The sequence below is a fragment of the Pseudomonas sp. FW305-3-2-15-C-LB1 genome, from assembly GCF_058787615.1.
The window spans coordinates 197,101-222,779 of the sequence record NZ_JBYSZX010000005.1; the positions used below are offsets into that span (position 1 = coordinate 197,101).

At 62.7% G+C, this 25,679-nt stretch carries 22 protein-coding genes; 9 read left to right on the forward strand and 13 right to left on the reverse strand.

Annotated elements, in window-relative coordinates:
* Nucleotides 1-2: 2 nt before the first annotated feature.
* On the reverse strand, nucleotides 3-3,002 hold the full coding sequence (locus AC3WP7_RS12490) for a type III effector HrpK domain-containing protein (RefSeq protein WP_102592001.1): 3,000 nt from the start codon (nucleotides 3,000-3,002) through the stop codon (nucleotides 3-5).
* 492 nt (nucleotides 3,003-3,494) lie between these two features.
* Between AC3WP7_RS12490 and AC3WP7_RS12495 the strand changes: the two genes are divergently transcribed.
* Nucleotides 3,495-4,817: an OprD family porin gene (locus AC3WP7_RS12495; RefSeq protein ID WP_092243535.1), complete on the forward strand. Its 1,323-nt coding sequence runs from the start codon at nucleotides 3,495-3,497 to the stop codon at nucleotides 4,815-4,817.
* A gap of 48 nt (nucleotides 4,818-4,865) precedes the next feature.
* Here the strand turns inward: AC3WP7_RS12495 and AC3WP7_RS12500 are convergent, their stop codons facing one another.
* Both AC3WP7_RS12500 and AC3WP7_RS12505 read right to left on the reverse strand, forming a co-directional pair.
* Complete coding sequence (locus AC3WP7_RS12500) at nucleotides 4,866-6,221, reverse strand: methyl-accepting chemotaxis protein (protein WP_092243530.1); 1,356 nt, start codon at nucleotides 6,219-6,221, stop codon at nucleotides 4,866-4,868.
* Nucleotides 6,222-6,335: 114 nt separating this feature from the next.
* Nucleotides 6,336-6,824 (reverse strand): winged helix-turn-helix transcriptional regulator, encoded by a 489-nt coding sequence (locus AC3WP7_RS12505; protein ID WP_071488326.1) that lies wholly within the window; start codon nucleotides 6,822-6,824, stop codon nucleotides 6,336-6,338.
* A gap of 107 nt (nucleotides 6,825-6,931) precedes the next feature.
* On the opposite strand from AC3WP7_RS12505, the gene fabF reads away from it, so the two are divergent.
* The 3 genes from fabF (at nucleotide 6,932) to AC3WP7_RS12520 (ending at nucleotide 10,695) form a co-directional block, all read left to right on the forward strand.
* Nucleotides 6,932-8,200, forward strand: a complete 1,269-nt coding sequence (gene fabF, locus AC3WP7_RS12510) for a beta-ketoacyl-ACP synthase II (protein ID WP_102592002.1) — start codon at nucleotides 6,932-6,934, stop codon at nucleotides 8,198-8,200.
* A gap of 64 nt (nucleotides 8,201-8,264) precedes the next feature.
* Nucleotides 8,265-8,645: a RidA family protein gene (locus tag AC3WP7_RS12515; protein WP_028616142.1), complete on the forward strand. Its 381-nt coding sequence runs from the start codon at nucleotides 8,265-8,267 to the stop codon at nucleotides 8,643-8,645.
* A gap of 70 nt (nucleotides 8,646-8,715) precedes the next feature.
* Nucleotides 8,716-10,695: a peptidase U32 family protein gene (locus tag AC3WP7_RS12520; RefSeq protein WP_092243520.1), complete on the forward strand. Its 1,980-nt coding sequence runs from the start codon at nucleotides 8,716-8,718 to the stop codon at nucleotides 10,693-10,695.
* On the opposite strand, the gene AC3WP7_RS12525 is transcribed toward AC3WP7_RS12520, so the two are convergent.
* Nucleotides 10,673-11,575, reverse strand: coding sequence for a DMT family transporter (locus AC3WP7_RS12525; RefSeq protein WP_102592003.1), 903 nt, complete (start codon nucleotides 11,573-11,575; stop codon nucleotides 10,673-10,675). The genes AC3WP7_RS12520 and AC3WP7_RS12525 overlap by 23 nt on opposite strands.
* 109 nt (nucleotides 11,576-11,684) lie before the next feature.
* Between AC3WP7_RS12525 and AC3WP7_RS12530 the strand changes: the two genes are divergently transcribed.
* Nucleotides 11,685-12,125, forward strand: coding sequence for an Lrp/AsnC family transcriptional regulator (locus AC3WP7_RS12530; protein ID WP_071488330.1), 441 nt, complete (start codon nucleotides 11,685-11,687; stop codon nucleotides 12,123-12,125).
* Nucleotides 12,126-12,304: 179 nt separating this feature from the next.
* Here AC3WP7_RS12530 and AC3WP7_RS12535 read toward each other — a convergent pair whose 3' ends face one another.
* From AC3WP7_RS12535 to AC3WP7_RS12560, 6 genes are all read right to left on the reverse strand, one after another.
* A complete protein-coding gene (locus AC3WP7_RS12535) occupies nucleotides 12,305-12,763 on the reverse strand; it encodes an REP-associated tyrosine transposase (protein WP_092493085.1) in 459 nt (152 codons plus the stop codon).
* A 308-nt stretch (nucleotides 12,764-13,071) separates the two neighbouring features.
* Nucleotides 13,072-14,532, reverse strand: coding sequence for a xylulokinase (gene xylB, locus AC3WP7_RS12540; protein ID WP_092243516.1), 1,461 nt, complete (start codon nucleotides 14,530-14,532; stop codon nucleotides 13,072-13,074).
* 7 nt (nucleotides 14,533-14,539) lie between these two features.
* Nucleotides 14,540-15,541: a LacI family DNA-binding transcriptional regulator gene (locus AC3WP7_RS12545; RefSeq protein ID WP_093120985.1), complete on the reverse strand. Its 1,002-nt coding sequence runs from the start codon at nucleotides 15,539-15,541 to the stop codon at nucleotides 14,540-14,542.
* A gap of 21 nt (nucleotides 15,542-15,562) precedes the next feature.
* A complete protein-coding gene (locus AC3WP7_RS12550; RefSeq protein ID WP_071488334.1) occupies nucleotides 15,563-16,495 on the reverse strand; it encodes an ABC transporter substrate-binding protein in 933 nt (310 codons plus the stop codon).
* Nucleotides 16,496-16,529: 34 nt separating this feature from the next.
* On the reverse strand, nucleotides 16,530-17,507 hold the full coding sequence (locus tag AC3WP7_RS12555) for an ABC transporter permease subunit (RefSeq protein WP_025854715.1): 978 nt from the start codon (nucleotides 17,505-17,507) through the stop codon (nucleotides 16,530-16,532).
* Nucleotides 17,500-19,032, reverse strand: a complete 1,533-nt coding sequence (locus AC3WP7_RS12560) for a sugar ABC transporter ATP-binding protein (protein WP_102592004.1) — start codon at nucleotides 19,030-19,032, stop codon at nucleotides 17,500-17,502. Before AC3WP7_RS12560 ends, AC3WP7_RS12555 begins: the two co-directional genes overlap by 8 nt.
* A 323-nt stretch (nucleotides 19,033-19,355) precedes the next feature.
* Here AC3WP7_RS12560 and AC3WP7_RS12565 point away from each other — a divergent pair, with 323 nt between their 5' ends.
* Genes AC3WP7_RS12565 through AC3WP7_RS12575 form a run of 3 tightly spaced genes read left to right on the forward strand, consistent with a single transcriptional unit; the run spans nucleotide 19,356 to nucleotide 22,303 of the window.
* Nucleotides 19,356-20,696, forward strand: a complete 1,341-nt coding sequence (locus AC3WP7_RS12565) for a sensor histidine kinase (RefSeq protein ID WP_071488336.1) — start codon at nucleotides 19,356-19,358, stop codon at nucleotides 20,694-20,696.
* On the forward strand, nucleotides 20,681-21,064 hold the full coding sequence (locus tag AC3WP7_RS12570; protein WP_071488337.1) for a response regulator: 384 nt from the start codon (nucleotides 20,681-20,683) through the stop codon (nucleotides 21,062-21,064). The genes AC3WP7_RS12565 and AC3WP7_RS12570 overlap by 16 nt, the downstream gene beginning before the upstream one ends.
* Before the next feature lie 9 nt (nucleotides 21,065-21,073).
* A complete protein-coding gene (locus AC3WP7_RS12575) occupies nucleotides 21,074-22,303 on the forward strand; it encodes an EAL domain-containing response regulator (RefSeq protein WP_092243506.1) in 1,230 nt (409 codons plus the stop codon).
* 232 nt (nucleotides 22,304-22,535) lie between these two features.
* On the opposite strand, the gene AC3WP7_RS12580 is transcribed toward AC3WP7_RS12575, so the two are convergent.
* Entirely contained in the window at nucleotides 22,536-23,534 is a 999-nt protein-coding gene (locus AC3WP7_RS12580) for a M14 family metallopeptidase (RefSeq protein ID WP_102592005.1), read from the reverse strand.
* Between the two features lie 91 nt (nucleotides 23,535-23,625).
* Here AC3WP7_RS12580 and AC3WP7_RS12585 point away from each other — a divergent pair, with 91 nt between their 5' ends.
* Complete coding sequence (locus AC3WP7_RS12585) at nucleotides 23,626-24,261, forward strand: TetR/AcrR family transcriptional regulator (protein WP_102592006.1); 636 nt, start codon at nucleotides 23,626-23,628, stop codon at nucleotides 24,259-24,261.
* 7 nt (nucleotides 24,262-24,268) lie between these two features.
* On the opposite strand, the gene AC3WP7_RS12590 is transcribed toward AC3WP7_RS12585, so the two are convergent.
* Nucleotides 24,269-24,967 carry an ABC transporter permease gene (locus tag AC3WP7_RS12590; protein WP_093120980.1) on the reverse strand — a complete coding sequence of 233 codons (699 nt, stop codon included), beginning with the start codon at nucleotides 24,965-24,967 and terminating at the stop codon, nucleotides 24,269-24,271.
* Between the two features lie 7 nt (nucleotides 24,968-24,974).
* Entirely contained in the window at nucleotides 24,975-25,679 is a 705-nt protein-coding gene (locus AC3WP7_RS12595) for an ABC transporter permease (protein WP_102592007.1), read from the reverse strand.

Below are 25,679 nucleotides of genomic sequence, written 5' to 3' on the forward strand. Positions count from 1 at the left end.
TCTCACGATGTCCACTGCTCCCCGCCTGGCCAATCCTTGGTGGGAATATCCGCAATGGTCCCGCCCTTGACCCCATCGATGCCATAACGCTCGATTGAATCCCCCAATATCTCGCCGAACTTGTCCGACTTGGCCTGTGCCTGTCCTTCCTTGACCAGCCCGGGCACGATGGCCGCCAGTACCGCCACGCCAGCCGCCAGGAAGCCCAGCACGCCCGCCGTGGCCGCCAGGCCCGGGAGAAAGCGCGGCAGGTTCGCCCCGAGCAAGCCAAGGCCGCCCTCCGCGGCCGAGGCGCTGCCGGCCAGTACACCCAGCGAGCCTGCGGTAATACCGAAGCCACCGCTCAGCTTGTCACCACGACGCAGCGCGTTGACGCCATCAAAAATGCCATAAGCCCCGGCGACGATACCGGCCAGGCCGCCGATACCTTTGGCGGCTTCCTCGAAGTTCTTCGCCACGACCTTGGCGTGCTTGCCGTCCTTGACGTTGTCCTTGACCTCATCAAGCAGGTCGAGCATGACCTTGCCGTCCTTCATATCCTTGAGGGTCTGCTCACCGTTCTTGATCGACTTGGCGAGGTGTTCCTGGTAGCCCTTGGTGCCGCCCTCGATCAGCACGGTGGTGGTCTGCACGGAACCGGTGGTGATGTCGACGATGTTGCGCGTGGTCAACTTTCCACCGCTCTGCGCCCCGCGCGCAATGGTCACACCCGCCAGGAACAGCCCGCTCACCCCGTGCAGCACACCGCTGCCGTAGGCGCCCTTGGCGCCGCCGTTGGGGTCGAAGTCCGACAGCTTGCCCAATTTGTCCAGGGCCTTGGTGCCCTGGCGGAGCATGTCCCAGTTACCACGAAAGCCCGCCAGGACCTGGTCGGTGGTGGCCACGGTCCCGTCCTGGTTCAGCAGCAGTTCGGGGCTTTCCTGGCGCATCTGGTCGACCAGCTTGCGGACCTTGTCTTCGTCCAGCTCCGCGCCGCCGTCCTTGCCGAATGCGGCCTTGATGTCGTCGAAGCCAGCCCCCTTGAACAGGTTCTGCTGGGCGATGCTGGAGAAATTGTCATTGAGCTGTTGGTCATACTGGGCCGTGAAGGTCGGATCAAGCGCGGCGTTATAGAGCGCCACTTCCAGGCTGAACTCCGAAGCGGCCTGCTCCGGCGTGTTGTCCTTTAGCAACTCGCGCAGGCGGTCGCCACTGGCCAACTGGTCCTTGTAGAAGGTCTTGAATGCTTCGTTATGCGAGGATTTGGCGACCGCGCCCTGGATCGCCTTGGCATCGTCAATGCCAAGCATCGACTGCAGGCTGGTGGCGGTGGCGTAGAAACCGGCCAGCGCTGTGTGCTGGTCGGTCTTGCCGTCCTTGGTGTTGGCGTCCCACGCGATGTCCAGTGCCTTGCCCGACTTCACCTGATCCTCGTAGGTCTTGGTGACCGCATCCTTCAGGCCGGGATTGTCTTCAAACAATGTCTTCACCGCCTGGTCGCCTGCGTTCCTGATGTACTCGGCGGTGGGTTTGTCGCCCTGCAAGATGGCCATGTGGTCGTTGATGTCCTGCAGCAGCTTTTGCGGCTCCCAGATCGCGCCGGAGCGGTTGGCGATGGAGACCTTGCCATAATCGCTGTTCCAGACCCCGGCGTTGGCGCCGTCGACCACCAGTTTCTGCGCTTCCTGCAGTTCCAGCAGCACCGCAGCCTTTTGTTCGGCCGTGTAGTTTTCCGGATGTTCGAAGATGTCCTTGTCGAGCTTGCGGGTGTCGACCTGGCCGGTGACAGTGCCGGTGGCCACGTCGCTGATCAGGCTGGCCAGGCTCTGGGCATCGGTGGGGGCGGCGGTCTTCAGCCAGGCTTGCACGTCGCTGCGGCTGACCCTGCCGTCGGGCTTGTCGCCGATACTGTTGCCGGCCGTATCGAGCTTGCGGAAGGCGCCGGGCTGGGCAAAGAAGTTGAGGGCCTCTTTCTCTTCCTTGCTCAACTGCGGATTTTGCTTGAGGTAGTCCTGGATGTTCTGTTCGGTGACGGCACTCTCGCCGCCGGTCTTGCCACGGATCGAATCGTACTTGGCATCCAGGATTGCGCCGTATTGAGCGATCTGCCTGGAGCCCGCGTCGGCATCCGGATGGGTGTCGAGAAAATCCTTATAGCTACCGATCTGGTCATTGGCCGAGGGCTTGGCCAATCCCTCGAAACCGTACTTGCCGAAGTCCTGCAGGCGCCCCGCTTCGGTGCCATGGCGCGCTTCGCCGCTCTTGGTAAAACCGTCGATACTGCCGTTGGCCACGTCCTTGCCCGTCAGCGCGTTACCTTTCTCGTCAAAACCCACCACCCGGTCGAGCACCTGGCTGGCACGGAAGGCCGCGTTCGGGTCCTTGTCGAAATCGCCGACCTGCTCCTTCAATGCATCTTTCACCCCACTCTGGTTGCCAAGGTTTTTCAGCAATGGGTTGTCATTGATGATGTCCTGGGCCGAGCGCGTGTCACCCTCGGGCAGTTCCCAGACGATGCCGACCTTTTCTGCGGCCTCACGGCGCTGGCCGTCCTGGCCCACAGCGTCCACCTGTTGCCGTTCACCCTTGAGGTTCTCCCAACCATATTTGCCGAAGTCTTGCAGGCGTCCGGCCTCGGTGCCGTGCCTGGCGTCACCGCCTTTGGTGAAACCATCGACGCGGCCGTTGTCGATGGCATTGCCGGCCAGGCGTGAGCCGTTTTCGTCGAAGCGCTCGACATGCTCCAGCACCTGATTGGCGCGGTAGGCCGCGTCCGCATCGTGCTCGAAATCGCCGACCCGTTCGCGCAACTTGTCCTTCACCCCGCTCTGGTTGCCAAGGTTTTTCAGCAGTGGGCTGCCATCGATGATGTCCTGGGCCGAGCGAGAGTCATCCTTGGGCCGCTGCCACTCGATGCCGGCATCCCTGGCCTTGGCCCGATCAACCGCGTTGCCCCATTCGGCGCTGGTGTCTTTGCCCGTGACGCTCCTGATCGTGGGGGCCTTACTGACCGGTGCTGACATGCGTGTGCTCCTTTAGGACGGGAGGCCGAGGCACGATCGTCAAGGGCGATCATGTCGGGCCAGTCAGGAGAGCAAAGACCTTGAGGGTTACTGAAAGATGACAGGCTGACTCACCGGGCCGGTGCTGCATGCCTTTCTGGTCGCTGAGGTGCCCATGCTGAAGGGCCGAAACCCGGCTGTGAAATGTTGTGAAAAAACCGCCGCAGAGTCTGCGGCGGCAACCAAAGGATGTTGTCGAAGCAGAGCGGCTAAGACAGGTTCAACGTACACCCGCACGTGGTTAAACAGCGTGAAGTTTAATTAATCGAGTTTCATCCGCCCGCCCGCTGCAGGCCGTGCCGACTGTGCTTAGAATCAACCTCGGCAACCACGCCGGACACAATAAAAAACCGTAACAGCTCACCTGCAAACCTCTGCCCAAACAACGTTATGCACCATCCAGTCAGTGCGGTGTTTCTGCGCGCGCCTTCATTATTCCGGGGAAGTCACAACATGATTAAACAGTCGAGCCTGTTGGCACTGGCGGTGTGTGCCGGTATCAGCCAGATGGCCTTTGCCGAGTCGGTCACCGACCAGGCGGATGCCAAGGGATTTGTCGAGGGCAGCAGCGTCACCGGCCTGTTGCGCAACTACTACATGAACCGCAACCGTGAAGGCGGCCGGGCCGATAATATCGACTGGACCCAGGGCGCGATGCTCAACTACGCCTCGGGTTTTACCCAGGGCACCCTCGGTTTCGGCGTCGACGCCTATGCCTACGGCGGGCTGAAACTCGACGCCACCCACGCGGACGCCGGCACCGGCAACCTGCCCACCGACCGCCATGGCGATCCCGAAGACGCCTACGGCTCAGTCGGTGCGGCGGTAAAGATCAAAGTCTCCAAGACCCAACTCAAATTTGGCGACATGCAACCCACCGCCCCGGTCTTCGCCACCGGCGGCACGCGCCTGTTGCCCCAGACCGCCACCGGGTTTGACCTGACCAGCAGCGAAATCGCCGGCCTGGACCTGGAGGCCGGGCATTTCACCAGCACCAACAGTGGCATGACCAGCAACCATGACCACGATATCTACGCCACCTACGCCAACATCGCCGCCAACAGCGCCAGCTTCGTCGGCGGCAAATACACCTTCAGCCCGTCCCTGAGCGCGACGCTGTATGCCGGCGAGCTGGAAGATATCTGGCGCCAGTACTACACCAATCTCAATTACGTGATCCCGTTGGCGCATGACCAGTCCCTGGCGCTGGACGGCAACCTGTACCGCACCCTCGACACCGGCAGTGCCAAGGCGGGGGCAATCAACAACACCACCTACTCGGTGGCGGCGGCGTATTCGTTCCTGCAAGCGCACACCCTCACGCTGTCGTACCAGAAGGTGCATGGTGATACGCCGTTCGACTACATCGGCACCGGCAACAACGGCGCAGGCGAAGGCGGCGATTCGGTGTACCTGGCGAACTCGGTGCAATGGAACGACTTCAACGGCCCGGGCGAGCAGTCCTGGGGGATCCGCTATGACCTGAACATGGCCAGTTATGGCGTGCCGGGATTGAGCTTCATGGGCCGCTACATCAACGGCTCGGATATCGATGGCACCCATACGCCGGCCCATAGCGCTTATGTCGGCGACTACGGTGCAGATGGTGCGCACCACGAGACCGATCTGGAAGCCAAGTACGTGATCCAGAGCGGTCCGGCGAAGAATCTGTCGTTGCGCGTGCGTGATGCGATCGTGGCGTCGAATGCCGACCAGCGCGATGGTGACCTGAACGAGCTGCGGCTGATCGTCGACTATCCGTTTACCCTGCTCTAAACACGCCCCTGGAGGAGCGAGCTGGCTCGCTCCTCCCGCTGGAAAGCGTTAGCCCACCCAGCCGACCGCAGTCTTGGGAATGACTTCCGACTCATCCAGTTTCGACGCAAACATGCTCACCGCCTGCACCGCATCGCTGGTGCTGGTGCGAATCTGCAGGATCACCGACCCCGCCTGGTCGGCCAGGTTGACGCCGCGCTGTGCGCCTTCCTGGGTCGCGTTCATGCTGGTGACTGCGTCGCGGGTTTCCGAGAGGATCATGCCGATCATCTCGGCGATTTCCGCCGTGGAGCGGCTGGTGCGTCCGGCCAGTTGCCGGACCTCATCGGCCACCACCGCAAAGCCACGCCCCTGGTCCCCGGCGCGCGCCGCCTCGATGGCTGCGTTGAGCGCCAACAGGTTGGTCTGGTCGGCGATACCGCGAATGGTGTTGACGATGGCGGTGATCTGTTCGGAACGGTCGCCCAGTTGCCCCACCAGCCGCGCAGACGCGCCGATATTCTCGGCGATACGGCGCATTTCCGTGGCGGTCTCCTGGATCACCTGGGTGCCGTGCTCGGCAAAACGCTCGGTCTCGGAGGAAATATGGTAGGCCCGCGAGGCGCCACGGGAGTCTTCCTCGAACTTCTCTACGCGCTCGGTGATGTCGCTGGCAAACTTGGCGATCTTGATCAGTTTGCCGTCGCCGTCGTACACCGGGTTGTAGCTGGCCTCCAGCCACACCACACGCCCATGCTTGCCAAGGCGCTTGAATTGCCCGGTAAAGAACTCACCGTTATTCAAGCGGCGCCAGAAATCGGCGTACTCATGGCTGGTAACCAGCGCGGGCTCGCAAAACAACCGGTGGTGCTTGCCTTTGATTTCCGCCAGGGAGTAGCCCATGACATTGAGGAAATTCGCGTTGGCGTCCAGCACCTGGCCACTCAAATCGAACTCGATAACGGCCATCGCACGGTCCACGGCCGTCAATTTGCTGCGGGTGGCCGCGTCCTGCTCCACTTGGGCGGTGACGTCCAGTGCGTACTTGACCACCTTCAACACCTGGCCACGCTCATCCAGCACCGGGTTGTAGCTGGCTTCCAGCCAGATGGTCCGGCCGTTGGCATCCACGCGCTTGAACGTACCGGAGACAAACTTGCCGGCTTTCAAATCACTCCAGAACTGGCTGTAGGCCGGGCTGCTGGTCAGCGCCGGCAGGCAAAAATCGCGATGGGACTTGCCGGCCAGTTGATTGGCGCTGTAGCCCAGGGCCTTGAGGAAGTTGTCGTTGGCCCGCAACACGTTGCCGTTGAGGTCGAATTCGACCACGGCCATGGAGCGTTCCAGTGCGCTGATCAGTCCTTTGTACTCGGTGGCCTCGGCCGTCCTGGCCGCCAGTTCTGTTTTGAGTGTTGTGTTGAACATGACGTACCCTCAGCCGTGCGAAAAAACCCGTGTCTTGATAGGGCTATCGGCTGTGGAATACGCGACTTTACCGGCCTTGCGTGGATTATTTTCTGGCGTCAAATACTTGCGCAATCAGGGTTTTGCGCCTAGCAAAGCGAGGCGCTCGCGCATGCCGGCACTGGCCGCCGGACCGGCTTGCAACACGCACTGGTCAAACGCCACCAACTGCCCATCCGCGCGGGCGAGCGTCGGCTGCACCGGCCTGCCTGTTTTACGCTCCACCAACTCGACACTGGCGCCCTCCTCGGCGTAATGCCGGTTGCCCCAGGCAACCAGTGATATCAGCACCATGCCGAAATCCTCACCCTTGGCCGTCGGCACATATTCATGGCGCGGCGGTCGTTCGCTGTAGGCACGGCGCTCCAGCATGCCCGCCTCCACCAGCGCGTTCAGGCGGCGCGTGAGCATATTCGGCGCAATGCCCAGGCTGCGCGAGAACTCATCGAAGCGGCGCAGGCCGTGCAACGCATCGCGCATGATCAAAATGCTCCACCACTCCCCTACCCGCTCAAGGCTGCGGGCGATGGGGCATTCGTCGCTGATGAGGGACTTGCGTTGCATGGGGATTCCTGTGGGTCAGTGCCAATGTGCGTGATGCCATGTTACTTTCATGATGATAGTGACGTCCATAAGGTCTGTTCCTTCACCGCAACTGGAGTCGATTGATCATGAGTAAACGCATCGTTGTAACAGGTATGGGCGCACTGACGCCGTTGGGCGCTGACGTGGAATCTACCTGGCGACGCCTGTTGGCCGGGCAATCGGGTATTCGTCGCCTGCCGCAAGCGTTGATCGGTGATTTGGCCGTCAGCATCGGTGGCCAGGTGCAGACCGTACTCGAGGACCCTGAAGCCGGATTTGATCCCGACCGCCTGCTGGCAGCCAAGGAACAGCGCAAGATGGACCGCTTCATCCTGCTCGCCCTGGCGGCGGCGGACGAAGCCTTGAAGCAGGCCGGCTGGGCGCCGAACACGCCTGAAGCGCAGGAGCGCACCGCGACCATCATCGCCTCAGGTGTCGGCGGCTTCCCGGCGATTGCCGACGCGGTACGCACCACCGACAGCAAAGGCCCACGGCGGTTGTCGCCGTTCACCATCCCGTCGTTCCTGAGCAACATGGCCGCCGGACACGTGTCGATCAACTACGGCTTGAAAGGCCCGCTGGGTGCGCCGGTGACGGCCTGTGCAGCGGGTGTACAGGCCATCGGCGATGCGGCGCGCATGATTCGCGCTGGTGAAGTGGATGTGGCGGTATGCGGCGGTGCCGAAGCGGCGATCCATCGGGTCAGCCTTGCCGGGTTCGCGGCGGCGCGGGCGCTGTCCAGTGACTTCAATGACAGCCCGGAGCAGGCTTCGCGGCCTTTCGACCAGGCGCGGGACGGTTTTGTCATGGGCGAAGGCGCCGGCATCCTGGTCATCGAGGAACTGGAGCACGCCCTGGCCCGAGGTGCGCAGCCGATTGCCGAATTGGTCGGCTACGGCACCAGTGCCGATGCCTATCACATGACCGCCGGCCCGGAAGACGGCGACGGTGCACGCCGGGCGATGCTGCAAGCCCTGCGCCAGGCCGGGATCGACGCGGACCAGGTGCAGTACTTGAATGCCCACGCCACCTCGACGCCGGTGGGTGACAAAGGCGAATTGGCCGCGATCAGGACGGTATTCGGTGCGAACGGCAGCCCTGCGATCAGCTCGACCAAATCCGCCACCGGCCATCTGCTGGGGGCTGCGGGCGGTATCGAGGCCATCTTCACCGTGCTTGCCCTGCGCGACCAGATCGCCCCGGTCACCCTCAACCTGCAACACCCCGACGCCCTCGCCGAGGGCCTCGACCTGCTGCGCGGTGCTGCCCGGCCGATGCCGATTGACTATGCACTGTCCAATGGCTTCGGGTTTGGCGGCGTGAATGCCAGCGTGCTGTTCCGCCGCTGGGCGTAGTTTGCCCCTGCCGTCATTTTCGGGGACCATGGCGCCTTTCTGAACCTGCCAACGAGAGGCGCCCATGGCCAACCACGACCTGCACTACACCCCGGACCCCGATGCCGATTCGATTTCCTCCGACGTGATCGGCTTCAACGGCATCCTGGTGTCCACCCAGATCCCGACCCGTGCCGATGGCAGCCTGGAACTGGGCGACATCACCCTGCAAAGCGAATGCACCCTGCAAGCCCTGAAAGTTGCCCTGGAAAAGGCCGGCAGCTCCATGGACCGGGTGATGCACCTGACCATTTATCTGACAGACATGGCCGATCGCGCCGCCTTCAACGAAGTCTACAAACGCTTCTTCGCCAAGCCCTGGCCCGTGCGCGCAGCGGTTGGCGTGGCCGCGCTGGCGGTAGACGGCATGCGCGTGGAAGTCACGGCGATGGCCGCTCAAGCCTGAGTGCGTGCCGGTCAGGCATTTCACAGCTACAATGCGCGCCTCAACCGTGACAAGCCTGACTAAAAAAACTATGTCCTTGCCCAAGCATCACCTGGAATTGCTCAGCCCTGCCCGCGATGTCGCCATCGCTCGCGAGGCCATCCTGCATGGCGCCGACGCCGTGTACATCGGCGGCCCGAGCTTCGGCGCGCGCCATAATGCCTGTAACGACGTGAGCGACATCGCGCAGCTGGTGGAATTCGCCCGCCGTTACCATGCCCGCGTGTTCACCACGATCAACACCATCCTGCACGACAACGAACTGGAACCCGCACGCAAGCTGATCCATCAGCTCTACGATGCCGGCGTCGATGCGTTGATCGTGCAAGACCTGGGCGTGATGGAGCTGGATATTCCGCCCATCGAGCTGCACGCCAGCACCCAGACCGATATCCGTACCCTGGGCCGCGCCAAGTTCCTCGACCAGGCCGGTTTTTCGCAGTTGGTATTGGCCCGTGAGCTGAACCTGCAAGAGATCCGCGCCATTGCCGACGAAACCGATGCCGCCATCGAGTTCTTTATCCACGGCGCGCTGTGCGTGGCGTTCTCCGGGCAGTGCAACATCTCCCACGCGCAGAACGGCCGCAGCGCCAACCGTGGCGATTGCTCCCAGGCTTGCCGCCTGCCGTATACCCTGAAGGACGATCAAGGCCGCGTCGTGGCCTTTGAAAAACACCTGCTGTCGATGAAAGACAACAACCAGAGCGCCAACATCCGTGCGTTGGTCGAAGCCGGCGTGCGTTCGTTCAAGATCGAAGGCCGCTACAAGGACATGGGCTATGTGAAGAACATCACCGCCTATTACCGCCAGCGCCTGGATGACGTGCTTGAAGACCGCCCGGACCTGGCCCGCGCCTCCAGCGGCCGTACCGCGCACTTCTTCCTGCCCGACCCGGAAAAGACCTTCCACCGGGGCAGCACCGACTATTTCGTCAATGACCGCAAGGTTGATATCGGCGCCTTCGACACCCCGACGTTCACCGGCCTGCCGGTGGGTGTGGTGGAAAAAGCCGGTAAGCGCGACCTGCAAGTGGTTACCCACGAGCCATTGTCGAATGGCGATGGCCTGAACGTGCTGATCAAGCGCGAAGTGGTGGGTTTCCGTGCCAACATCGCCGAGCCTAAAGGCGAGTTCGAGGAAGACGGCGAGAAGCGCTACCGCTACCGCGTGGAGCCGAACGAGATGCCGGCAGGCCTGCATCAATTGCGCCCGAACCACCCGCTGAACCGCAACCTGGACCACAACTGGCAACAGGCGCTGCTCAAGACCTCATCCGAGCGTCGTATAGGCCTGACCTGGGCCGTTCGCTTGCGCGAAGCGCAGCTGGAAGTCACCGCCACCAGCGAAGAAGGCATCAGCGCCAGCGTCACCCTGCCCGGCCCGTTCGGCGTGGCCAACAAGCCGGAACAGGCGCTGGACACCCTGCGCGACCTGCTGGGCCAACTGGGCACCACCGAATACCACGCGACCGACATCCAACTGGATGCGCCGCAGGCGTTCTTCATCCCCAACTCACAGCTCAAGGCCCTGCGCCGTGAAGTGATCGAGGCGCTGACCGCCGCACGCGTGGCTGCGCACCCACGGGGTGGCCGCAAGGCGGAAACAACGCCACCGCCGGTGTACCCGGACGCGCACCTGTCGTTCCTCGCCAACGTCTACAACCAGAAAGCCCGCGACTTCTACCACCGCCACGGGGTGAAGCTGATCGACGCCGCCTTCGAAGCGCACGAAGAAACCGGCGAAGTACCGGTGATGATCACCAAGCACTGCCTGCGTTTCTCGTTCAACCTGTGCCCTAAACAGGCCAAGGGGGTCACGGGCGTGAAGACCAAGGTAGCGCCGATGCAATTGATCCATGGCGATGAAGTGCTGACCCTGAAGTTCGACTGCAAACCCTGCGAGATGCACGTGGTGGGCAAGATCAAGGGGCATATCCTGGGCTTGCCACAACCGGGCAGCGCGGTAGAGCACTTCAACCCGGAAAACATTATTTTCCAGGGCACGCACTGACCCTTTGCACGCGGGGCCACCACCAGCCCCGCTGCAACCCGGCAGCCGCCAGTAGAATTGCCGCCACCCCGAACCATTGCAGCCAGCCCAGACGATGCCCGAAGGCGAACCAATCGACGAAGATCGCCGCAATCGGGTAGATAAACGACAGCGCACCGGTCAGGGCTGTCGGCAGTTTCTGGATCGCGCCATACAACAACACATACATCACGCCGGTGTGCACCACGCCGAGTGTCACCAGTGCGCCCCACGCGCTGGTGGTGGCCGGCAAGCTATTCCATGGCACCAGCGGCGCCAGTAACAACGCGCCGGTGGTTACCTGGATCAACGCCATCAAATGTGGCGGCACTGCCTTCAGACGTTTGATGATCAGCGCGGCAATCGCGTACAGCAACGCCGCGCCCAGTGCCAAGACGATGCCGGCCAGGTAATCGTCGCCGGTCGGTTGATCGCCATGGGCAGTGACAATCGCCAACATGCCCAGGAACGCCACGCTCAGCCAGGCGAGTTTCTGCACGGTGATCTTTTCACCTAGAAACACGGCAGCCAGCATCACCAGCATGAACGGCTGCACGTTATACACCGCCGTGCTGATGGCAATCGACGCGCGGGAATAGGATTCGAACAGCAGTAACCAGTTGCCGACAATTGCCACGCCACTGAGCATCGCCAGGCCGAGCCTGGTCCAACTGAGCATGTCCAGGCGCAAATACCCCAGCAGTGCACACACCAACAACAACGTCAGCCCGCCGATCACACAGCGCCAGAACACCACTTCGATCACCGATACGCCGGAGACCAGGACAAACCAGCCAATGGTGCCCGAGATCAGCATGGCGGCAACCATTTCCCACGACCCGCGACGGATGGATGTATCCATGATTGAAGCTCCTCAAGTGAGGCTCAATTATGGCAATCTGGTCGAGACCGGCTCCAGCGACTAAAAAAGGCAAAAGCCTTGAGTTGCCTTTACTTATTAGGTGGACACCATGATTGACACCATCGACCAGCAACTGATCGCCGCTTTGATGGACGACTCGCGTCTGTCCCTCAAGGCCCTGGCCGGGATTACCGGGCTGTCTTCGCCGAGCGTCGGCGAACGCCTGCGGCGTCTCGAAGAGCGCGGCGTGCTGACCCACTACACCGTCGACATCGACCCCAGGCACTTCGGCTACCTGCTGCAGGCCATCGTGCGCATCCGCCCCTTGCCCGGCAAATTGCATGAGGTGGAGCGACAGATCCAGGCGATCCCCGAGTTTACCGAGTGTGACAAGGTGACTGGGGAGGATTGCTTCATCGCACGCCTGCATGTGCGCACCATGGATCACCTGGATAGCCTGCTTGACCGGCTCAACGCCTACGCTGAAACCAACACGGCCATTGTCAAGAAAACCCCGGTGAAACGGCGTCTGCCGCCCTTGGGCGACTAGCGGCAGTAGCTTGTTGTGGGTCCTGATGTGGAGAGCGGGCTTGTTGTGGCGAGCGGGCTTGCCCCGCGTTGGGGCGCGAAGCGGCCCCTTTTAGCATCACCGCGTTTCTACAGGAAAACCATGGCGCCTGGGTTTGGGGCTGCTTCGCAGCCCAACGCGGGGCAAGCCCGCTCGCCACGTCATAACCAGGCAGCATCCCACAGTGGATAGTCTCCAATGTGCTCGACCAACCCGCCTCGCAAGGGGTTGGCGATGATATAGCGCGCCATTTTCCGAATATCGTCCTCAGCCCGCACCGCCCGGTCGTGATAACCACGCTGCCAAAATCTTTCCCGACTGCAACGGGCTCTATTAATGCTCAAGGTGCTGCGCGACTTGGTTTGTCGCATCACATCGGGAAGCGTCGAACGGTTAAGGTCAAACAACCAGTGGAAGTGGTCTGGCATGACGACCCAGGCTAGGGAGTTCACTAAGCCGGCATCATGAAGTCGCTTGAACTTGGCGACCAGTAACCGCCCCAACCGGAACTCCCTGAACAAGGGCTGGCGTTGATGGACCACAGCGGTCACCAGGTAAGCACGGCCGGTTTCCGAATAGCGACCACGGCGTAACAAATGAGAGTTGGGCTGACGGGGCAATCCGTTGCTCCTTTGAGTGGGTTTGGCCTTTTCACGCTAGCAATGGGTGCGGCTTAGCTATGTTGATTTCAGTGTCCTGGTGTTACCCCGATTACACCAAGCGTTGATAAGGGTACTTGTTGTGGCGAGCGGGCTTGCCCCGCGTTGGGGCGCGAAGCGGCCCCTTTTAGCATCACCGCGTTTCTACAGGAAAACCATGGCGCCTGGGTTTGGGGCTGCTTCGCAGCCCAACGCGGGGCAGGCCCGCTCGCCACAACAGGCCGTTCACCAAAACAGGCCACCCAGATAAGCCAGCTCACTACAGAAGGCTACTCGTGAAGGGCCTTGGCCGCGCTCAGCAAACCTTGAAACTTGCGATATCGCGCCTCCAATACGGGCTGCGGCGTAAGGTCTGGCCTGTACCGGGCCTTGACCCGCATCCCCGCCGCGAGCAATTGCGCGCCTTGCCCTATCGCCACAAACCCCAGCTTCGCCGCACCGATACACGCGCTCAATTCGCTGCCGTGCAGGGTGAAGATGTCCCGTTGCAGGATGTTGGCCAGCAACTGCGCCCAGTACTCACTGCGCGCACCACCACCCACCAACGCGCAGGCGCCCACGTCAGCCCCCGCTGATTGCACCGCGCGCAACGCATCCAGCAGCCCGAACCCCACGCCTTCCATCACCGCATAACCGAGCATCGCCGGCGTGCAGTCATGGCCCAGGCCCATGAAGCCACCGCGCAGCAGCGGGTCGTTATGCGGGGTGCGTTCACCGGCCAGGTACGGCAGGAACAACGGCGTACCGAGCGGTACTGCCTGTTCGATCGGCAGTTGCGCCTGCACCTGGTCCAGCAAGGTTTGCTCATCCGCGGTTCCCGTGAGACGCGTGACCCAACGCAGGCAACTGGCGCCGGCCAGCATGGCGCCCATGGTGTACCAGCGATCAGGCAGCGCATGGCAGAAGCTGTGCACGGCACTCGCGGGATTACCGGCTGCGTGATCGGTAATCGCGACAATGGCAGCGCTGGTGCCGAGGGTGATGAAGCCATCACCGGCACTGATCGCCCCGATCCCCACGGCCGCTACCGGGTTGTCACCACCTCCGCCGGCAATCACCACTGAGGAAGACAAGCCCAGCTCCTGCGCCGTCAACACAGCACTTGCGGCACCGCCCTCGACCAGTCTTGGCATCTGCTCCGGCGACAGGCCCGTCGCCCGCAGCATCGGCGCGAACCACTCACGCCGCGCCACATCCAGCCACAACGTCCCCGCTGCATCGGACATCTCGCTGATGCGCTCGCCACTCAGACGCAAGCGCAGGTAATCCTTGGGCGACAGCACACAATCAATGGCCTTGAACACCTCGGGCTCATGGCGTTGCAGCCACAGCAGTTTCGGCGCCGTCAGCCCGGCCATGGGCAGGCTGCCGGTGATGTCGGCAAACACCGGGCCCAACTCATCGGCCTCGGCGACGGCACGGGAGTCGTCCCACAGGATCGCCGGGTACAACACGCGGTTGTCCTTGCCCAGCAGCACCGCGCCATGCATCTGCCCCGACAGGCCGATACAGGCCACGCGGGCAAATCCGGGATGCTCGCGCAATTCGGCAAGCGCCTGCAAACACGCCTGCCACCAATCTTCCGGCGCCTGCTCGGACCAGCCGCTATGGCGCCGCGACACACTCAAGCGCACGCCAGCATGGGCCAGCACCGTACCGTCGAGGTCCATGAGGATGGCCTTGAGTTCCGAGGTGCCGAGGTCGATGCCGAGGGAAACGGGACTGCTCATAAGGGGGTCATTCCAATCCATTACAGCCACATGAATTACGCCGTTGCAGGGTCGGCGCCAGGCGCACGCTGTGAGTGGGGGCGTCGGGCGACGCCATGCGCTGCAACAACAGGTTCACTGCCTGCGTGCCCAGTGCCTGGACCGGCTGCGCGATCAGGGTCAGGCGCGGCACGAAGAAATCCGCCCAATCGAAATCATCAAAACCCACCAGGGCCATCTGCGCCGGTACGTCGATCTGCGCATCACGCAGGGCCTGCATGGCGCCCAGGGTCATCAGGTTGTTGCCGGCCATGATCGCCGTGGGTGGCTGCGCCAGGCCCAGCAACTGCACCGTCGCCTGACGCGCTGGCTCGGTGTTGGAGCCGCCATTGACCAACAAGTGCGGATCGAACGCCAGCCCCGCGCCTTGCAGTGCCGCGCGGTACCCGGCAACCCGCTCATCGGTGGTGCTGAACCCCTCACGCCCGGCGATAAAGCCGATGCGCCGGTGCCCGTGTTTGATCAAGTGGGTAACCAAGGCCTGGGTGGACTGCGTGTTCTCCACCCCGACCTGGTCGAATTGTTCGCTCATCATGCGGTCCACCAATACCGCCGGGATTTCGTTGGCCCGCAGATACTCCAGGGCCTTGGAGCCGTTCGAGGGCGCCAGCACAATGCCGTCCACCCGCCGATGGTGCAATGCCGTGACGACCCGCAGCTCGTGTTCCGGGTCGTCGTGGGTATCGACAAACAGCATCATGTAGCCGTGCCTGGCGCACTCGGTTTCAATCGCGTGCACGGTTTCGCTGAAATAATGGTTGGACAGCGCAGAGATCGCCACGCCAATCGTGCTGGTGCTCGACCGTGCCAGCGAACGCGCCAGGGTGTTGGGGATGTAACCCAGCGCCTGGATCGCTTGCTGTACCGCGTGCACCGTTGCCGGACTGACCTTGCGGGTACCGTTCAACACATGGGACACCGTCGACGTCGACACCCCCGCCCTGCTTGCCACGTCATCCATGGTGACCACGACGCTGTTCCTCTCAAGGGATCAATGTTTGCTCGACCAACCGCTGTACGTAGCGACGTTGTCGCGGGTGATCAGTTTTGGCGTGAGCAGGGTAACCGCTTCGGCCGGGGCTTTGTCATTGAGAATATCGTTGCCCACGTTGACGGCGGTCTGCGCCATGGCCCAAGGGTCCTGGCTGGCCGACGCCTGAATCTGTGTGTCGGTTTTCAGCGCGTTCTCGATATCCGGCGCACCGTCCACCGAGGTAATAATGATGCCGCTGCGCTTGAGCTGTTTGGCCGCCAGGTCGCTGCCGATGGCTTGCGGGTCGTTGATCGCGAACAGACCGTCGATTTTCGGGAAGCGCGTGAGATAACCCTGCATCACGTTCAGGCCGCCTTCGCGGGAGCCTTTGCCGTCCTGGTCATCGGAAAGCACCTTGATCTGCGGCGCGGCGGCCAGTGCGGCCTTGCAACCCTTGACGCGATCGGTCACGGCGGTGACCTGCGGACCGTTCTGGATGATCACATTGCCCTTGCCGGAGAGCTTGTCCACCAGGTACTGGCAGGCCAGCTTGCCGGCTTCGACGTTGTCGGTCTGCACCGTGGCGTTCACCCCTTTCGCGTCCACATCCACGGCCACCACAACGATGCCGGCATCGCGGGCTTTCTTGATCGCCGAGGCCATGGCGGACGGGTCGACGGCGTTGATCAGGATCAGATCGACCTTGGACGAGATGAAGTTGTCGATCTGCGAAAACTGCTTGCTCAGGTCATAGTCGGCCGACACCGAGGTGACCTTGACGTTGGGGTTCAGCTCCTTGGCCCGGGCGGTTGCGCCATCGGCCAGGGTCACGAAATACGGGTTGCCCAGCGAGCCCATGCTGATGCCGAGGGCCTTCAACTCGCGGGCTTCGACGGCTTGGGACATCAGGGCAGCCAAGGCAATGACCGGAAAGATACGTTTGAGGTTCATAGGGGTCTCTCTTGTGATTGTTGTTGGAGTGAGTTCAGGTCCGTGCGCCGGACTGGCGATAACGATCCAGCGCCACCGCGCCGATGATCACGATGCCCTTGATGATGTATTGCCAGATGTCCGAGACGCCCAGCAGCACCAGGCCGTTGGTGAGTACCGCGATGATCAGCGCGCCGATCAGCGTGCCGCCGATGGTGCCGACACCGCCGGTAAAGCTGGTGCCGCCGAGGATCACTGCGGCAATCGCATCCAGCTCGTAGGATTGCCCCAGTTGCAGGCCATTGGCAGCGAACAGGCGCGACGCGCTCATCACCGCGCCCAGCCCGGCCAACGCGCCGGACATGGCGTAGACGAACAGCAGCACCTTCCACACCTTGATCCCCGACAGCCGCGCCGCTTCCGGGTTGCCGCCCACCGAGTAGATCTGCACGCCCATCACGGTGCGGCGCAGGATGAACCACGACAACGCCACCACTGCCACGGCGATTACCACCAGCCACGGCACCCCGAGGATCGAGTCGTTGCCGATAAAGGCAAACGGCAGGTCCGGGTTGAACACGGTCTTGTCGTCCGCCAATAGCCGGGCCAGGCCGCGCATGGCCGTGAGTGCACCGAGGGTGACGATAAACGGCGGCAGGCGCATAAAGGCGATCAAGCCGCCATTGACCAGGCCCAGCAACAACCCGAAGCCGATACCGGCGGCAATCCCGAACATGCCGAACTGCGGCGACATCGACGCCTGCAGCGCCACCACCGCCGATGCGGCGAGGATCGCGCCCACCGAGAGGTCGATGCCCGCCGTGAGGATCACAAAGGTCATGCCCGCCGCCAGCACCACGTTCACCGACGCCTGCTGGGTGATGATCGACAGGTTCTGTACCGTCAGGAAGTTCTCGCTGGCCAGGGCAAAGCCCACCAGCAGCAAGATCAGTACCGGCAACATGCCGACCGTGCGCATCAGCTCGCGGGCGCGCTCTGCCTTGCCGGTTGTTGCAATATTCAATTCAGCCATGGGCCACCACCTGATCGCCACCGGTGGCGAGGTCAATAATACGTTCCTGGGAAATAGCGTCGCCGGAGGCGCCGCCGACTTCTGCGACCAACCGGCCTTCGCGCATGATCAGCACGCGGTCGCAGGTGCCGATGATTTCCGGCAGCTCGCTGGAGATCACCACGATGCCGACGCCGGCCTGGGCCAATTGGTTGATGATGCGGTAGATCTCGGACTTGGAGCCGATGTCGACGCCACGGGTGGGCTCATCGAGGATCAGCACGTGCGGCTTGACCTCCAGCAGCCGCGCCAGCAGCACCTTCTGTTGGTTGCCACCGGACAACGCACCGACGTTGACCTTGCCCGACGCCACCCGAATCGACAGCGACTTGATCGCCTCGGTGGCGCGCCGCGCGGCATGCCCGAGATCCAGCACACCGCCGGCATAAGCATCCGGCACGCAGGCGCAGACATTGATGTTGTCCGCCACGCTCATGTCCAGGAACAGGCCCTGGGCCTTGCGGTCTTCGGTGAGGTAGACGACACCGGCACGGATCGCATCCGCCGGGGTGCGCAACTGGGTGACGGTCTTGCCGACCACTTCCAGGGTGCCCGAGGTGCGTGGGTCGGCGCCGAAGATCAGGCGCGCCAGTTCGGTGCGCCCTGCCCCGACCAGCCCGGCGATGCCCAGCACTTCACCGGCGTGCAGGTCGAAACTGCACTGACGCACGCGCTTGCCATCGGCCATGTCGCGCACGCGCATCACCACGTTGCCGGGGTTATAGGCGGCGTGCTCCTTCTTGTAGAACCCTGACAAGTCGCGACCCACCATCATCTTCACCAGCACTTCGGCCGACAGCGCCTCGCGGGTCAGTTCGCCGATGTACTGGCCGTCGCGCAGCACCGAGACGCGGTCCGACAGCTCGTAGATCTCCGCCATGCGGTGGCTGATATAGATGATCGCCAGGCCCTGGTTGCGCAGCTGTTTGATCAGCGCGAACAGGCGGTCGGTCTCCCGGGATGACAGCGGCGTAGTCGGTTCGTCCATCACCAGGATCTTGGCGTGGGCGTGCAAGGCGCGGGCGATTTCCACCAATTGGCGCTCGGCAATCGACAGGCTGCTGACCTGCGTGGCTGGAGTGAACTCCGCGCCCAGACGTTGCAGCACTTCGATGCAACCGGCCTGCATGCCTTTGCGGTCGATGGTCCAGCCGCGTCGCAGTTCACGGCCCAGGTAGATGTTCTCGGCCACGCTCAGGTTGGGGCAAAGGCTCAGTTCCTGGTAGATCACGGCGATGCCAAGGGCTTTGGCGGTGGCGGGGTCGAACGTGGGGATGGGCTGGCCGGCGATGCGGATTTCACCGCCGGGGTCGGCTTGGTAGGCGCCGGAAAGGATCTTCATCAGCGTCGATTTGCCGGCGCCGTTCTCCCCCATCAAGGCGTGGATTTCGCCGGGGTAGACCTTCAGGCCGACATTCTTGAGCACGCGCAAACCGTTGAAGGTTTTGCTGATGCCCTGCATCTCGAGCAAGGGTTCAAGGCTCATGGATGAGCTCCTGGTTTTATTATTTTTGTCGTCAGTGGGCCGACTCTAATGTAGAAACATTTCCTTACGCAAGCGCTTGCGTCGATCATTTATCGACAGATGAAACGTTTCATCAGCCATTAATCCGAAAAGTACCCAATTTCACCCGAGGGTATCCATTTGAAGCGAGATAGCCCGTAGCCCGCCATCAAAACGCCATAATCTCTGCTATTGTCCAAGGACCTCATCTCCTCCTCGTCGCCCCCCAGCGATCTTCTGTGAGCATGCTCTGCGCCATCGCCGCTTGACGATGGCGGGCCTGAACGTCACGGAACGCCAAAGCGATGGACACACCGTTACCCGAACAACCGCAATCGCGGGCTGAAAAGATCGTCGAGTTCAAGCGGCAGAAAACCCTGCTCAAGACCGGCGCCCTGCAAGACGCAATCTTCAACAGCGCGTACTTTTCCAGCATCGCCACCGACGAGAAAGGCGTGATCCAGATCTTCAACGTCGGCGCCGAACGCATGCTCGGTTATGCCGCCGCCGATGTGGTCAACCGCATCACGCCGGCCGATATTTCCGACCCGATCGAGCTGATCACCCGCGCCGCCGCCCTCAGCCTGGAACTGGATACGCCGATCACGCCGGGCTTCGAAGCGCTGGTATTCAAGGCCTCGCGGGGTATCGAAGACATCTACGAGCTGACCTACATCCGCAAGGACGGCAGTCGTCTGTCGGCCATGGTCTCGGTCACCGCCCTGCGCAACCGACATGACACCATCATCGGCTACTTGCTGATCGGCACCGACAACACCGCGCGCAAGCAGGAAGAAGCCGAGCGCAAAGGCTTCGAGCGGGCGCTGGAAGAAAAGAACCTGGAGCTGGAACACGCCAGTCACATGAAGTCCGAATTCCTCGCCACCATGTCCCATGAACTGCGCACGCCACTGAACGCGGTCATCGGCTTTTCCGAGGCGCTCAAGGATGGCCTGGTCGGCGACATGAGCGAGACCCAGCGCGAATACATCGGCGACATTTTCACCAGCGGCCAGCACTTGTTGTCGTTGATCAACGACATTCTCGACCTGTCCAAGGTCGAGGCCGGGATGATGGAGCTGGAACTGGAAAACGCAGAACTGGCGGGGCTGTTGGCCAACAGCCTGCTCATCGTGCGGGAAAAGGCGGCGCTGCAACGCATCCAATTGAAGCTGGAGTGTCCCGAAGACCTTGGCCTTTTGCAGCTGGACCTGCGCAAGACCAAACAGATCGTCTACAACCTGCTGGCCAACGCCGTAAAGTTCAGCGCACACGGCAGCTCAGTGACCTTGACAGTGCGCCAGGTGCCCCGCGCACAGGTCGGGCACATTCCCGGCGACTGGCCGGTGTACCGCTTTGCCTTGCCCGACGGCGCTCATCAGCCGTTCCTCGAACTCAGCGTCAGCGACACTGGCATCGGGATCGCCGAGGCGGACATGGACAAGTTGTTCAAGGCGTTCAGCCAGATCGACAGCAGCCTGGCACGCAAATTCGAAGGCACTGGCCTGGGGCTGGCGATGGTCAAGCGGTTGACCGACCTGCATGGCGGCAGTGTCGCCGTGGCCAGCCGTGAAGGCTGCGGGGCGCGGTTCGTCGCCTGGCTGCCGCTGCACCGCGCCCCGGAGGCTGCATGCCCCACATCCTGATTGTTGAAGACAACGAAGCCAACATGCGCCTGGCGCGTCTGTTACTCGTCAATGCCGGTCACACGGTGCTGTGGGCCGCGGATGCCGAAACCGGCCTGACCCTGGCCCGCGAACAGCAACCGGCGCTGATCCTGATGGACATCCAGTTGCCCGGCATGGACGGGCTGGCCGCCACCGCCCTGCTCAAGCGCGACCCGCTCACCGCTCACATCCCGGTGATCGCCCTGACGGCAATGGCGATGAAAGAAGACCGCGAAAAGACCCGACTCGCGGGGTGCGATGCCTACATCATCAAGCCGCTGCGTTACAAAGAGCTGTACCAGGTGATCGACACCTTGCTGCAACAGCACATCCGCCCTCTCACATGAGTCCTCTCCATGGCCAGCCAACCCGCAACGTTGTTGATCGTTGATGATGAACCCCAGGTGCGCAAACTCCTGGAAACCCTGCTGCAACATGAGGGCTACCAGACCCTGAGCGCGAGCAGCGGCGAAGAAGCCTTGCAGTTGGTGGCCCGGCAGCCGCCGGACCTGATCCTGCTGGACATCATGATGCCGGGCATGGACGGCTATGAAGTCGCCAGCCAATTGAAGGGCGATGAAACCACGGCGGGTATTCCGATCATCATGCTGTCGGCCCTCAGTGAACCGAGCGCCCGTGTCAGCGGGCTTGAAACCGGCGCCGAGGAATTCATCAGCAAGCCGGTGGAACGTGTCGAGCTATGGTTGCGGGTGCGCAACCTGCTGCGGCTCAAGGAACGCGGCGACCTGGCCAGCCACTCCCGTGAGCTGACGCAACGCCAGATCGGCATGAGCGTGCATGACCTGGCGCACCAGTCCCTGGAAAACGACTTGCGCCAAGCGGTAGCGCGTAATGACTTCACGGTGCATTACCAACCCAAGGTCGAGGTGCCGAGCGGTCGCATCTGCGCCCTCGAAGCGCTGCTGCGTTGGGAAAGGCCGGAATACGGCGCGGTGTCGCCAGCGGTATTTATACCGATCCTGGAAAGCCTGGGCTTGATCGTCCCCGTGGGGCGCTGGGTGATCGAGCAGGTCTGCCAGCAGATCGCAAAGTGGCAACGCGGCGCGATTGGCCCGGTGGAGGTGTCGGTGAACGTCTCCGGCCATCAATTGATCGAAGGCGACCTGATCGCCGATATCGCACGCACCCTGGCCCGCACCGGAGTCGAACCCCATTGGCTGGAAGTGGAACTGACCGAAGGTTCGTTGATGGAAAACACCCAGCACACCATCGCCAGCCTGCAGCGGCTGCACGCCATGGGGGTGAAGATTTCCATCGACGACTTCGGCACCGGCTATTCGAGCCTGGCGTACCTGCGGCGGTTTCCCATCGACACGCTGAAGATCGACATCGCGTTCATCCGCGAGGTAACCAGCAACCCGCAGGACGCGGCGATCACCCGTACCATCATCGAACTGGCCCACAGCCTCAGCCTGCGGGTAGTAGCCGAGGGCGTGGAAACCCAGGCGCAACTGGCGTTCTTGAAGGAGGCCGGCTGTGATCAGATCCAGGGCTATCTGTTCAGCCGACCGCTGCCGGTGGAGACCCTGGAGCGGCTGTTGCTGGAGCGCTTAGAGAGTCCGTGAGATTTCCTCACGCAGGCACTCGATCAAGCCCCGGTAGATGGTGCATATCTGTGCCAGCCCGCACCTGGACAGTGCGATGTGGCGGTTGAAGCGGTTGGGATCACACTTCGAGCAATGACACACTGCGCTAAAAATGTGGGAGGGGGCTTGCCCCCGATAGCACCAGGCCAGTCAACTCATCTACAGCTGATCCACCGCAATCGGGGGCAAGCCCCCTCCCACACAGACGCCGCTACGGGTCCAGCACGCCGCCGCTGTAGCTGGCGGATAGACGCGTCCCGGTGAACTTGGCGACTACCGCCCCCTGTGCCACCAGGCGTTCGCGGTGGCCGGTGACCATGCGGCCGGCCTGGGCGGCGTGCAGGATCACTTCGGAAGACGGGTCACCGGGGCGGCCGATGATGCGTGCAAAAGGCTGGCCTTCCTCCACGTAATCCCCCAGGGCTTTCTCGAACACCAGCACGCCGGCGCAAGGTGCCAGGATGGTTTCCATGCAGCCCATGTCGACCACGTCGCCCGGCCACTCGTTAATGGCGGCTACTTCGTCGATCACACCATTGATGCACAACCACGCCCACAGGCCGTCGGCATCCTGTTGCGCCAGCGCATCGCTGACGTCCGCCTGCCCGCGCAGCTCAACGGTCGCGGCCAGTTGCGGCGATGCATGGTTGATGATGGTCTCTTCAAAGGAGCCATCACCGCCCTCATCCCAGACGATCACCAGGTCCACGCGCAAGGCCGCCGCCAACGCCAGGCCCTGGCCGGGCCAGAAGCTGCGGTGGATGTAGAGGTACGGCAGCGCCTCGTCATCGGTGTGCAGGTCCAGCACCAGGTCGGCCTCGGCGGCCAGTTGCACCAGGCGCTTTTGCCACTGCGCCAGGTTGCTCGCCGGGCGCGCCATGGCCAGGGAATGATCGAAGGCACGGTTGAAGTTCTGCCCGGTCGCTTCATGAAAGCGCCCCAGCAAACGCCCCTGGCGGAACTGGCCGATGCCGAACGGGTTGGCCTGGGGCACCACGGTGACGCAGCCCTTGAGGCGGCCTTGGTCCTGACACGCCTGTAAGCGCGGCAACAGCTGATGCAGCACCAGCATGCCGGCGATTTCATCCGCGTGCACCCCCGCCTGCAGGTGCACCCTTGGCCCGCTGCCGTCGCCTTCGAAGCGCCAGGCGCCGATGTGCAACGGGTTGCCGGCGTCGCCGGTGACCTGCCACGAAAGGTCGTTTGCCATGCCTTGCCCTCTTCTCATCAATTAATCGCTAGAGAGTGAACAGACGTTCAACTAACCTGAGCGCTGTGGTGTTTCCATCAAAGGCCTGCCCATGACCGTCAACCCTCCCAAACTGCGCCGTGCCGACCCCGACGAGCGCCGCGACCTGCTGATCGCCGCCGCCCTCACCTGCCTGGCCCGCGACGGGCACGCGGGGATTTCCGTGCGCCGTATCGCCTCCGAAGCCGGTGTATCGGTGGGCTTGCTCAACCACCATTTCGGCAGCATCGACGCGTTGATCGCCGAGACCTACCACAAGCTCGCCAACGAACTGACCACTGCGCTGTGGGAACAGGTCGAGTTGGCTGACGGCGCCGCCGCACGGCTGGACGCGTTTCTCAGCGCCTCGTTCTCGCCACGGGTCATGGACCCCGACCTGCTCGGCGTGTGGGTGGTGTTCTGGAGCCTGATCCGCCACTCACCCCACGTTAACCAGTCCCACGAAAACAGTTACCACACCTACCTGGGGTTGATCCGACGCCTGCTGGACGACCTGGCCCGCAGCGAAAACCTGCTGATCCACGACAGCCACCTGGCCGCCATCGGCCTGTCGGCGATGCTCGACGGGCTCTGGCTCGAGGGCTGCCTCAACCCCGGCACCTTCAGCCCTGCCAACGGGCTGCATATCTGCCGCTGCTGGGTACAAGGCTTGCGTCAGGGCGCATTCGGCGCCGACCACAGCCTTTGACAACGGTTTATCCGGCCGACCTGCGCAGCGGCGTACCGCGCCGTTCGGCGATGGCGTAGACGCCTTCGATGAGGAAGGTCAGGCACAGGTAGACGCCCGCCACCAGCAGCAGCGGCTGGTAGATCTGCAAGGTCTGCGCGCGCACCACGTTGGCGGCGCCGAGCAGGTCGACCACGGCAATGGTCGACGCCAGCGCGGTGGATTTGAGCAGCATCACCGTCTCCCCGGCCAGGGTCGGCAGCAACAGGCGCATCGCCCGTGGCAAGCGCACGCGCAGCAAGGCCTGACGCGGTGTCATGCCGAATGCCGAGGCCGCTTCCATCTCGCCTTTGGGCACCGCCAGCAGGCCACCGCGAATCACCTCGCCGACATAGGCGCCTACCGACAACACCAGGGCGAACACGATGTACCAGTAGCCATCGCGCAGATACGGCCAGAGTAAGCTGCCACGGATCATCGGGAACTGGGCGAACAGGCTGCCCAGGCCATAGTAGAAAATGTAGATCTGGATCAGCAGCGGCGTACCGCGCAGCACGCTGGTGTAGGCCAGTGCACTGCGCGCCAGCCACTTGCGCCGCGACAACCGTGCCAGCGCCACCAGGACCGCCAGGGCAAAACCGAGTACCGCCGAAATCACCAGCAGCGACAAGGTGGTCTGCAATCCCTTGGCGATGAGCGCGGCGTAGTAGCTTATCCACTCAGGCATGTGTGCCTCACTCGACAACCGGCATCCAGCGACGGATACGGCGCTCCAGGCGCCCGGACAGATAGTTGGAAGCCAGTGTCACCAGGTAATACAAGGCGGCGGCCGTGAGGTAGAACAGCAGGTATTGGCGGGTCGACCCCGCCGCCTGCTTGGCGGTGTACAGCAGCTCGTTGGTGCCAACCACGCTGATCAAGGCGCTGTCCTTGATCAGGTTGATCCACAGGTTGGACATGCCGGCCAGGGCGAACGGTGCCATGATCGGCAGCGTCACCCGCCGGAACAGCCCCAGCCCGCTCAGGCCAAAAGCCCGCGCCGCTTCGATCTGCCCGTGAGGGATCGCCAAAATCGCCGCGCGAAAAATCTCCGAGGCGTAGGCGCCCTGCACCAGGCCCAGCACCAGGATCGCCACCAGCGGGCCGCTGATATTCACTTGGGCGAAGCCCAGCCACAGCATCAGCGCGTTGAGGCCCATGGAGCCGGCGTAATACAGCAGCAGAATCAGCAGCAGTTCCGGCACCGCGCGGAACACCGTGGTGTAGCCGCGCATCAGCAGCGCGATCGGGCGCGGCGCGCTGAGCTTGGCGCAGGCCACCACCAGGCCGATCAGCAAGCCCACCGCAAACGACCCGGCGGAGATCTGCAGGGTCATCCATAACCCCTTGAGCAACGCATGGCCCCACCCTTGTTCGTCGAAGCCGAGAAGATCGAACAT

What these genes read in the sequence shown, in the direction of transcription:
- AC3WP7_RS12490 (WP_102592001.1), bottom strand. Translation starts at nt 3,002, where the DNA reads ATGTCAGCACCGGTCAGTAAGGCCCCCACGATCAGGAGCGTCACGGGC.
- AC3WP7_RS12495 (WP_092243535.1), top strand. Translation starts at nt 3,495, where the DNA reads ATGATTAAACAGTCGAGCCTGTTGGCACTGGCGGTGTGTGCCGGTATC.
- AC3WP7_RS12500 (WP_092243530.1), bottom strand. Translation starts at nt 6,221, where the DNA reads ATGTTCAACACAACACTCAAAACAGAACTGGCGGCCAGGACGGCCGAG.
- AC3WP7_RS12505 (WP_071488326.1), bottom strand. Translation starts at nt 6,824, where the DNA reads ATGCAACGCAAGTCCCTCATCAGCGACGAATGCCCCATCGCCCGCAGC.
- fabF (WP_102592002.1), top strand. Translation starts at nt 6,932, where the DNA reads ATGAGTAAACGCATCGTTGTAACAGGTATGGGCGCACTGACGCCGTTG.
- AC3WP7_RS12515 (WP_028616142.1), top strand. Translation starts at nt 8,265, where the DNA reads ATGGCCAACCACGACCTGCACTACACCCCGGACCCCGATGCCGATTCG.
- AC3WP7_RS12520 (WP_092243520.1), top strand. Translation starts at nt 8,716, where the DNA reads ATGTCCTTGCCCAAGCATCACCTGGAATTGCTCAGCCCTGCCCGCGAT.
- AC3WP7_RS12525 (WP_102592003.1), bottom strand. Translation starts at nt 11,575, where the DNA reads ATGGATACATCCATCCGTCGCGGGTCGTGGGAAATGGTTGCCGCCATG.
- AC3WP7_RS12530 (WP_071488330.1), top strand. Translation starts at nt 11,685, where the DNA reads ATGATTGACACCATCGACCAGCAACTGATCGCCGCTTTGATGGACGAC.
- xylB (WP_092243516.1), bottom strand. Translation starts at nt 14,532, where the DNA reads ATGAGCAGTCCCGTTTCCCTCGGCATCGACCTCGGCACCTCGGAACTC.
- AC3WP7_RS12550 (WP_071488334.1), bottom strand. Translation starts at nt 16,495, where the DNA reads ATGAACCTCAAACGTATCTTTCCGGTCATTGCCTTGGCTGCCCTGATG.
- AC3WP7_RS12555 (WP_025854715.1), bottom strand. Translation starts at nt 17,507, where the DNA reads ATGGCTGAATTGAATATTGCAACAACCGGCAAGGCAGAGCGCGCCCGC.
- AC3WP7_RS12560 (WP_102592004.1), bottom strand. Translation starts at nt 19,032, where the DNA reads ATGAGCCTTGAACCCTTGCTCGAGATGCAGGGCATCAGCAAAACCTTC.
- AC3WP7_RS12565 (WP_071488336.1), top strand. Translation starts at nt 19,356, where the DNA reads ATGGACACACCGTTACCCGAACAACCGCAATCGCGGGCTGAAAAGATC.
- AC3WP7_RS12570 (WP_071488337.1), top strand. Translation starts at nt 20,681, where the DNA reads ATGCCCCACATCCTGATTGTTGAAGACAACGAAGCCAACATGCGCCTG.
- AC3WP7_RS12575 (WP_092243506.1), top strand. Translation starts at nt 21,074, where the DNA reads ATGGCCAGCCAACCCGCAACGTTGTTGATCGTTGATGATGAACCCCAG.
- AC3WP7_RS12580 (WP_102592005.1), bottom strand. Translation starts at nt 23,534, where the DNA reads ATGGCAAACGACCTTTCGTGGCAGGTCACCGGCGACGCCGGCAACCCG.
- AC3WP7_RS12585 (WP_102592006.1), top strand. Translation starts at nt 23,626, where the DNA reads ATGACCGTCAACCCTCCCAAACTGCGCCGTGCCGACCCCGACGAGCGC.
- AC3WP7_RS12590 (WP_093120980.1), bottom strand. Translation starts at nt 24,967, where the DNA reads ATGCCTGAGTGGATAAGCTACTACGCCGCGCTCATCGCCAAGGGATTG.
- AC3WP7_RS12595 (WP_102592007.1), bottom strand. Translation starts at nt 25,679, where the DNA reads ATGTTCGATCTTCTCGGCTTCGACGAACAAGGGTGGGGCCATGCGTTG.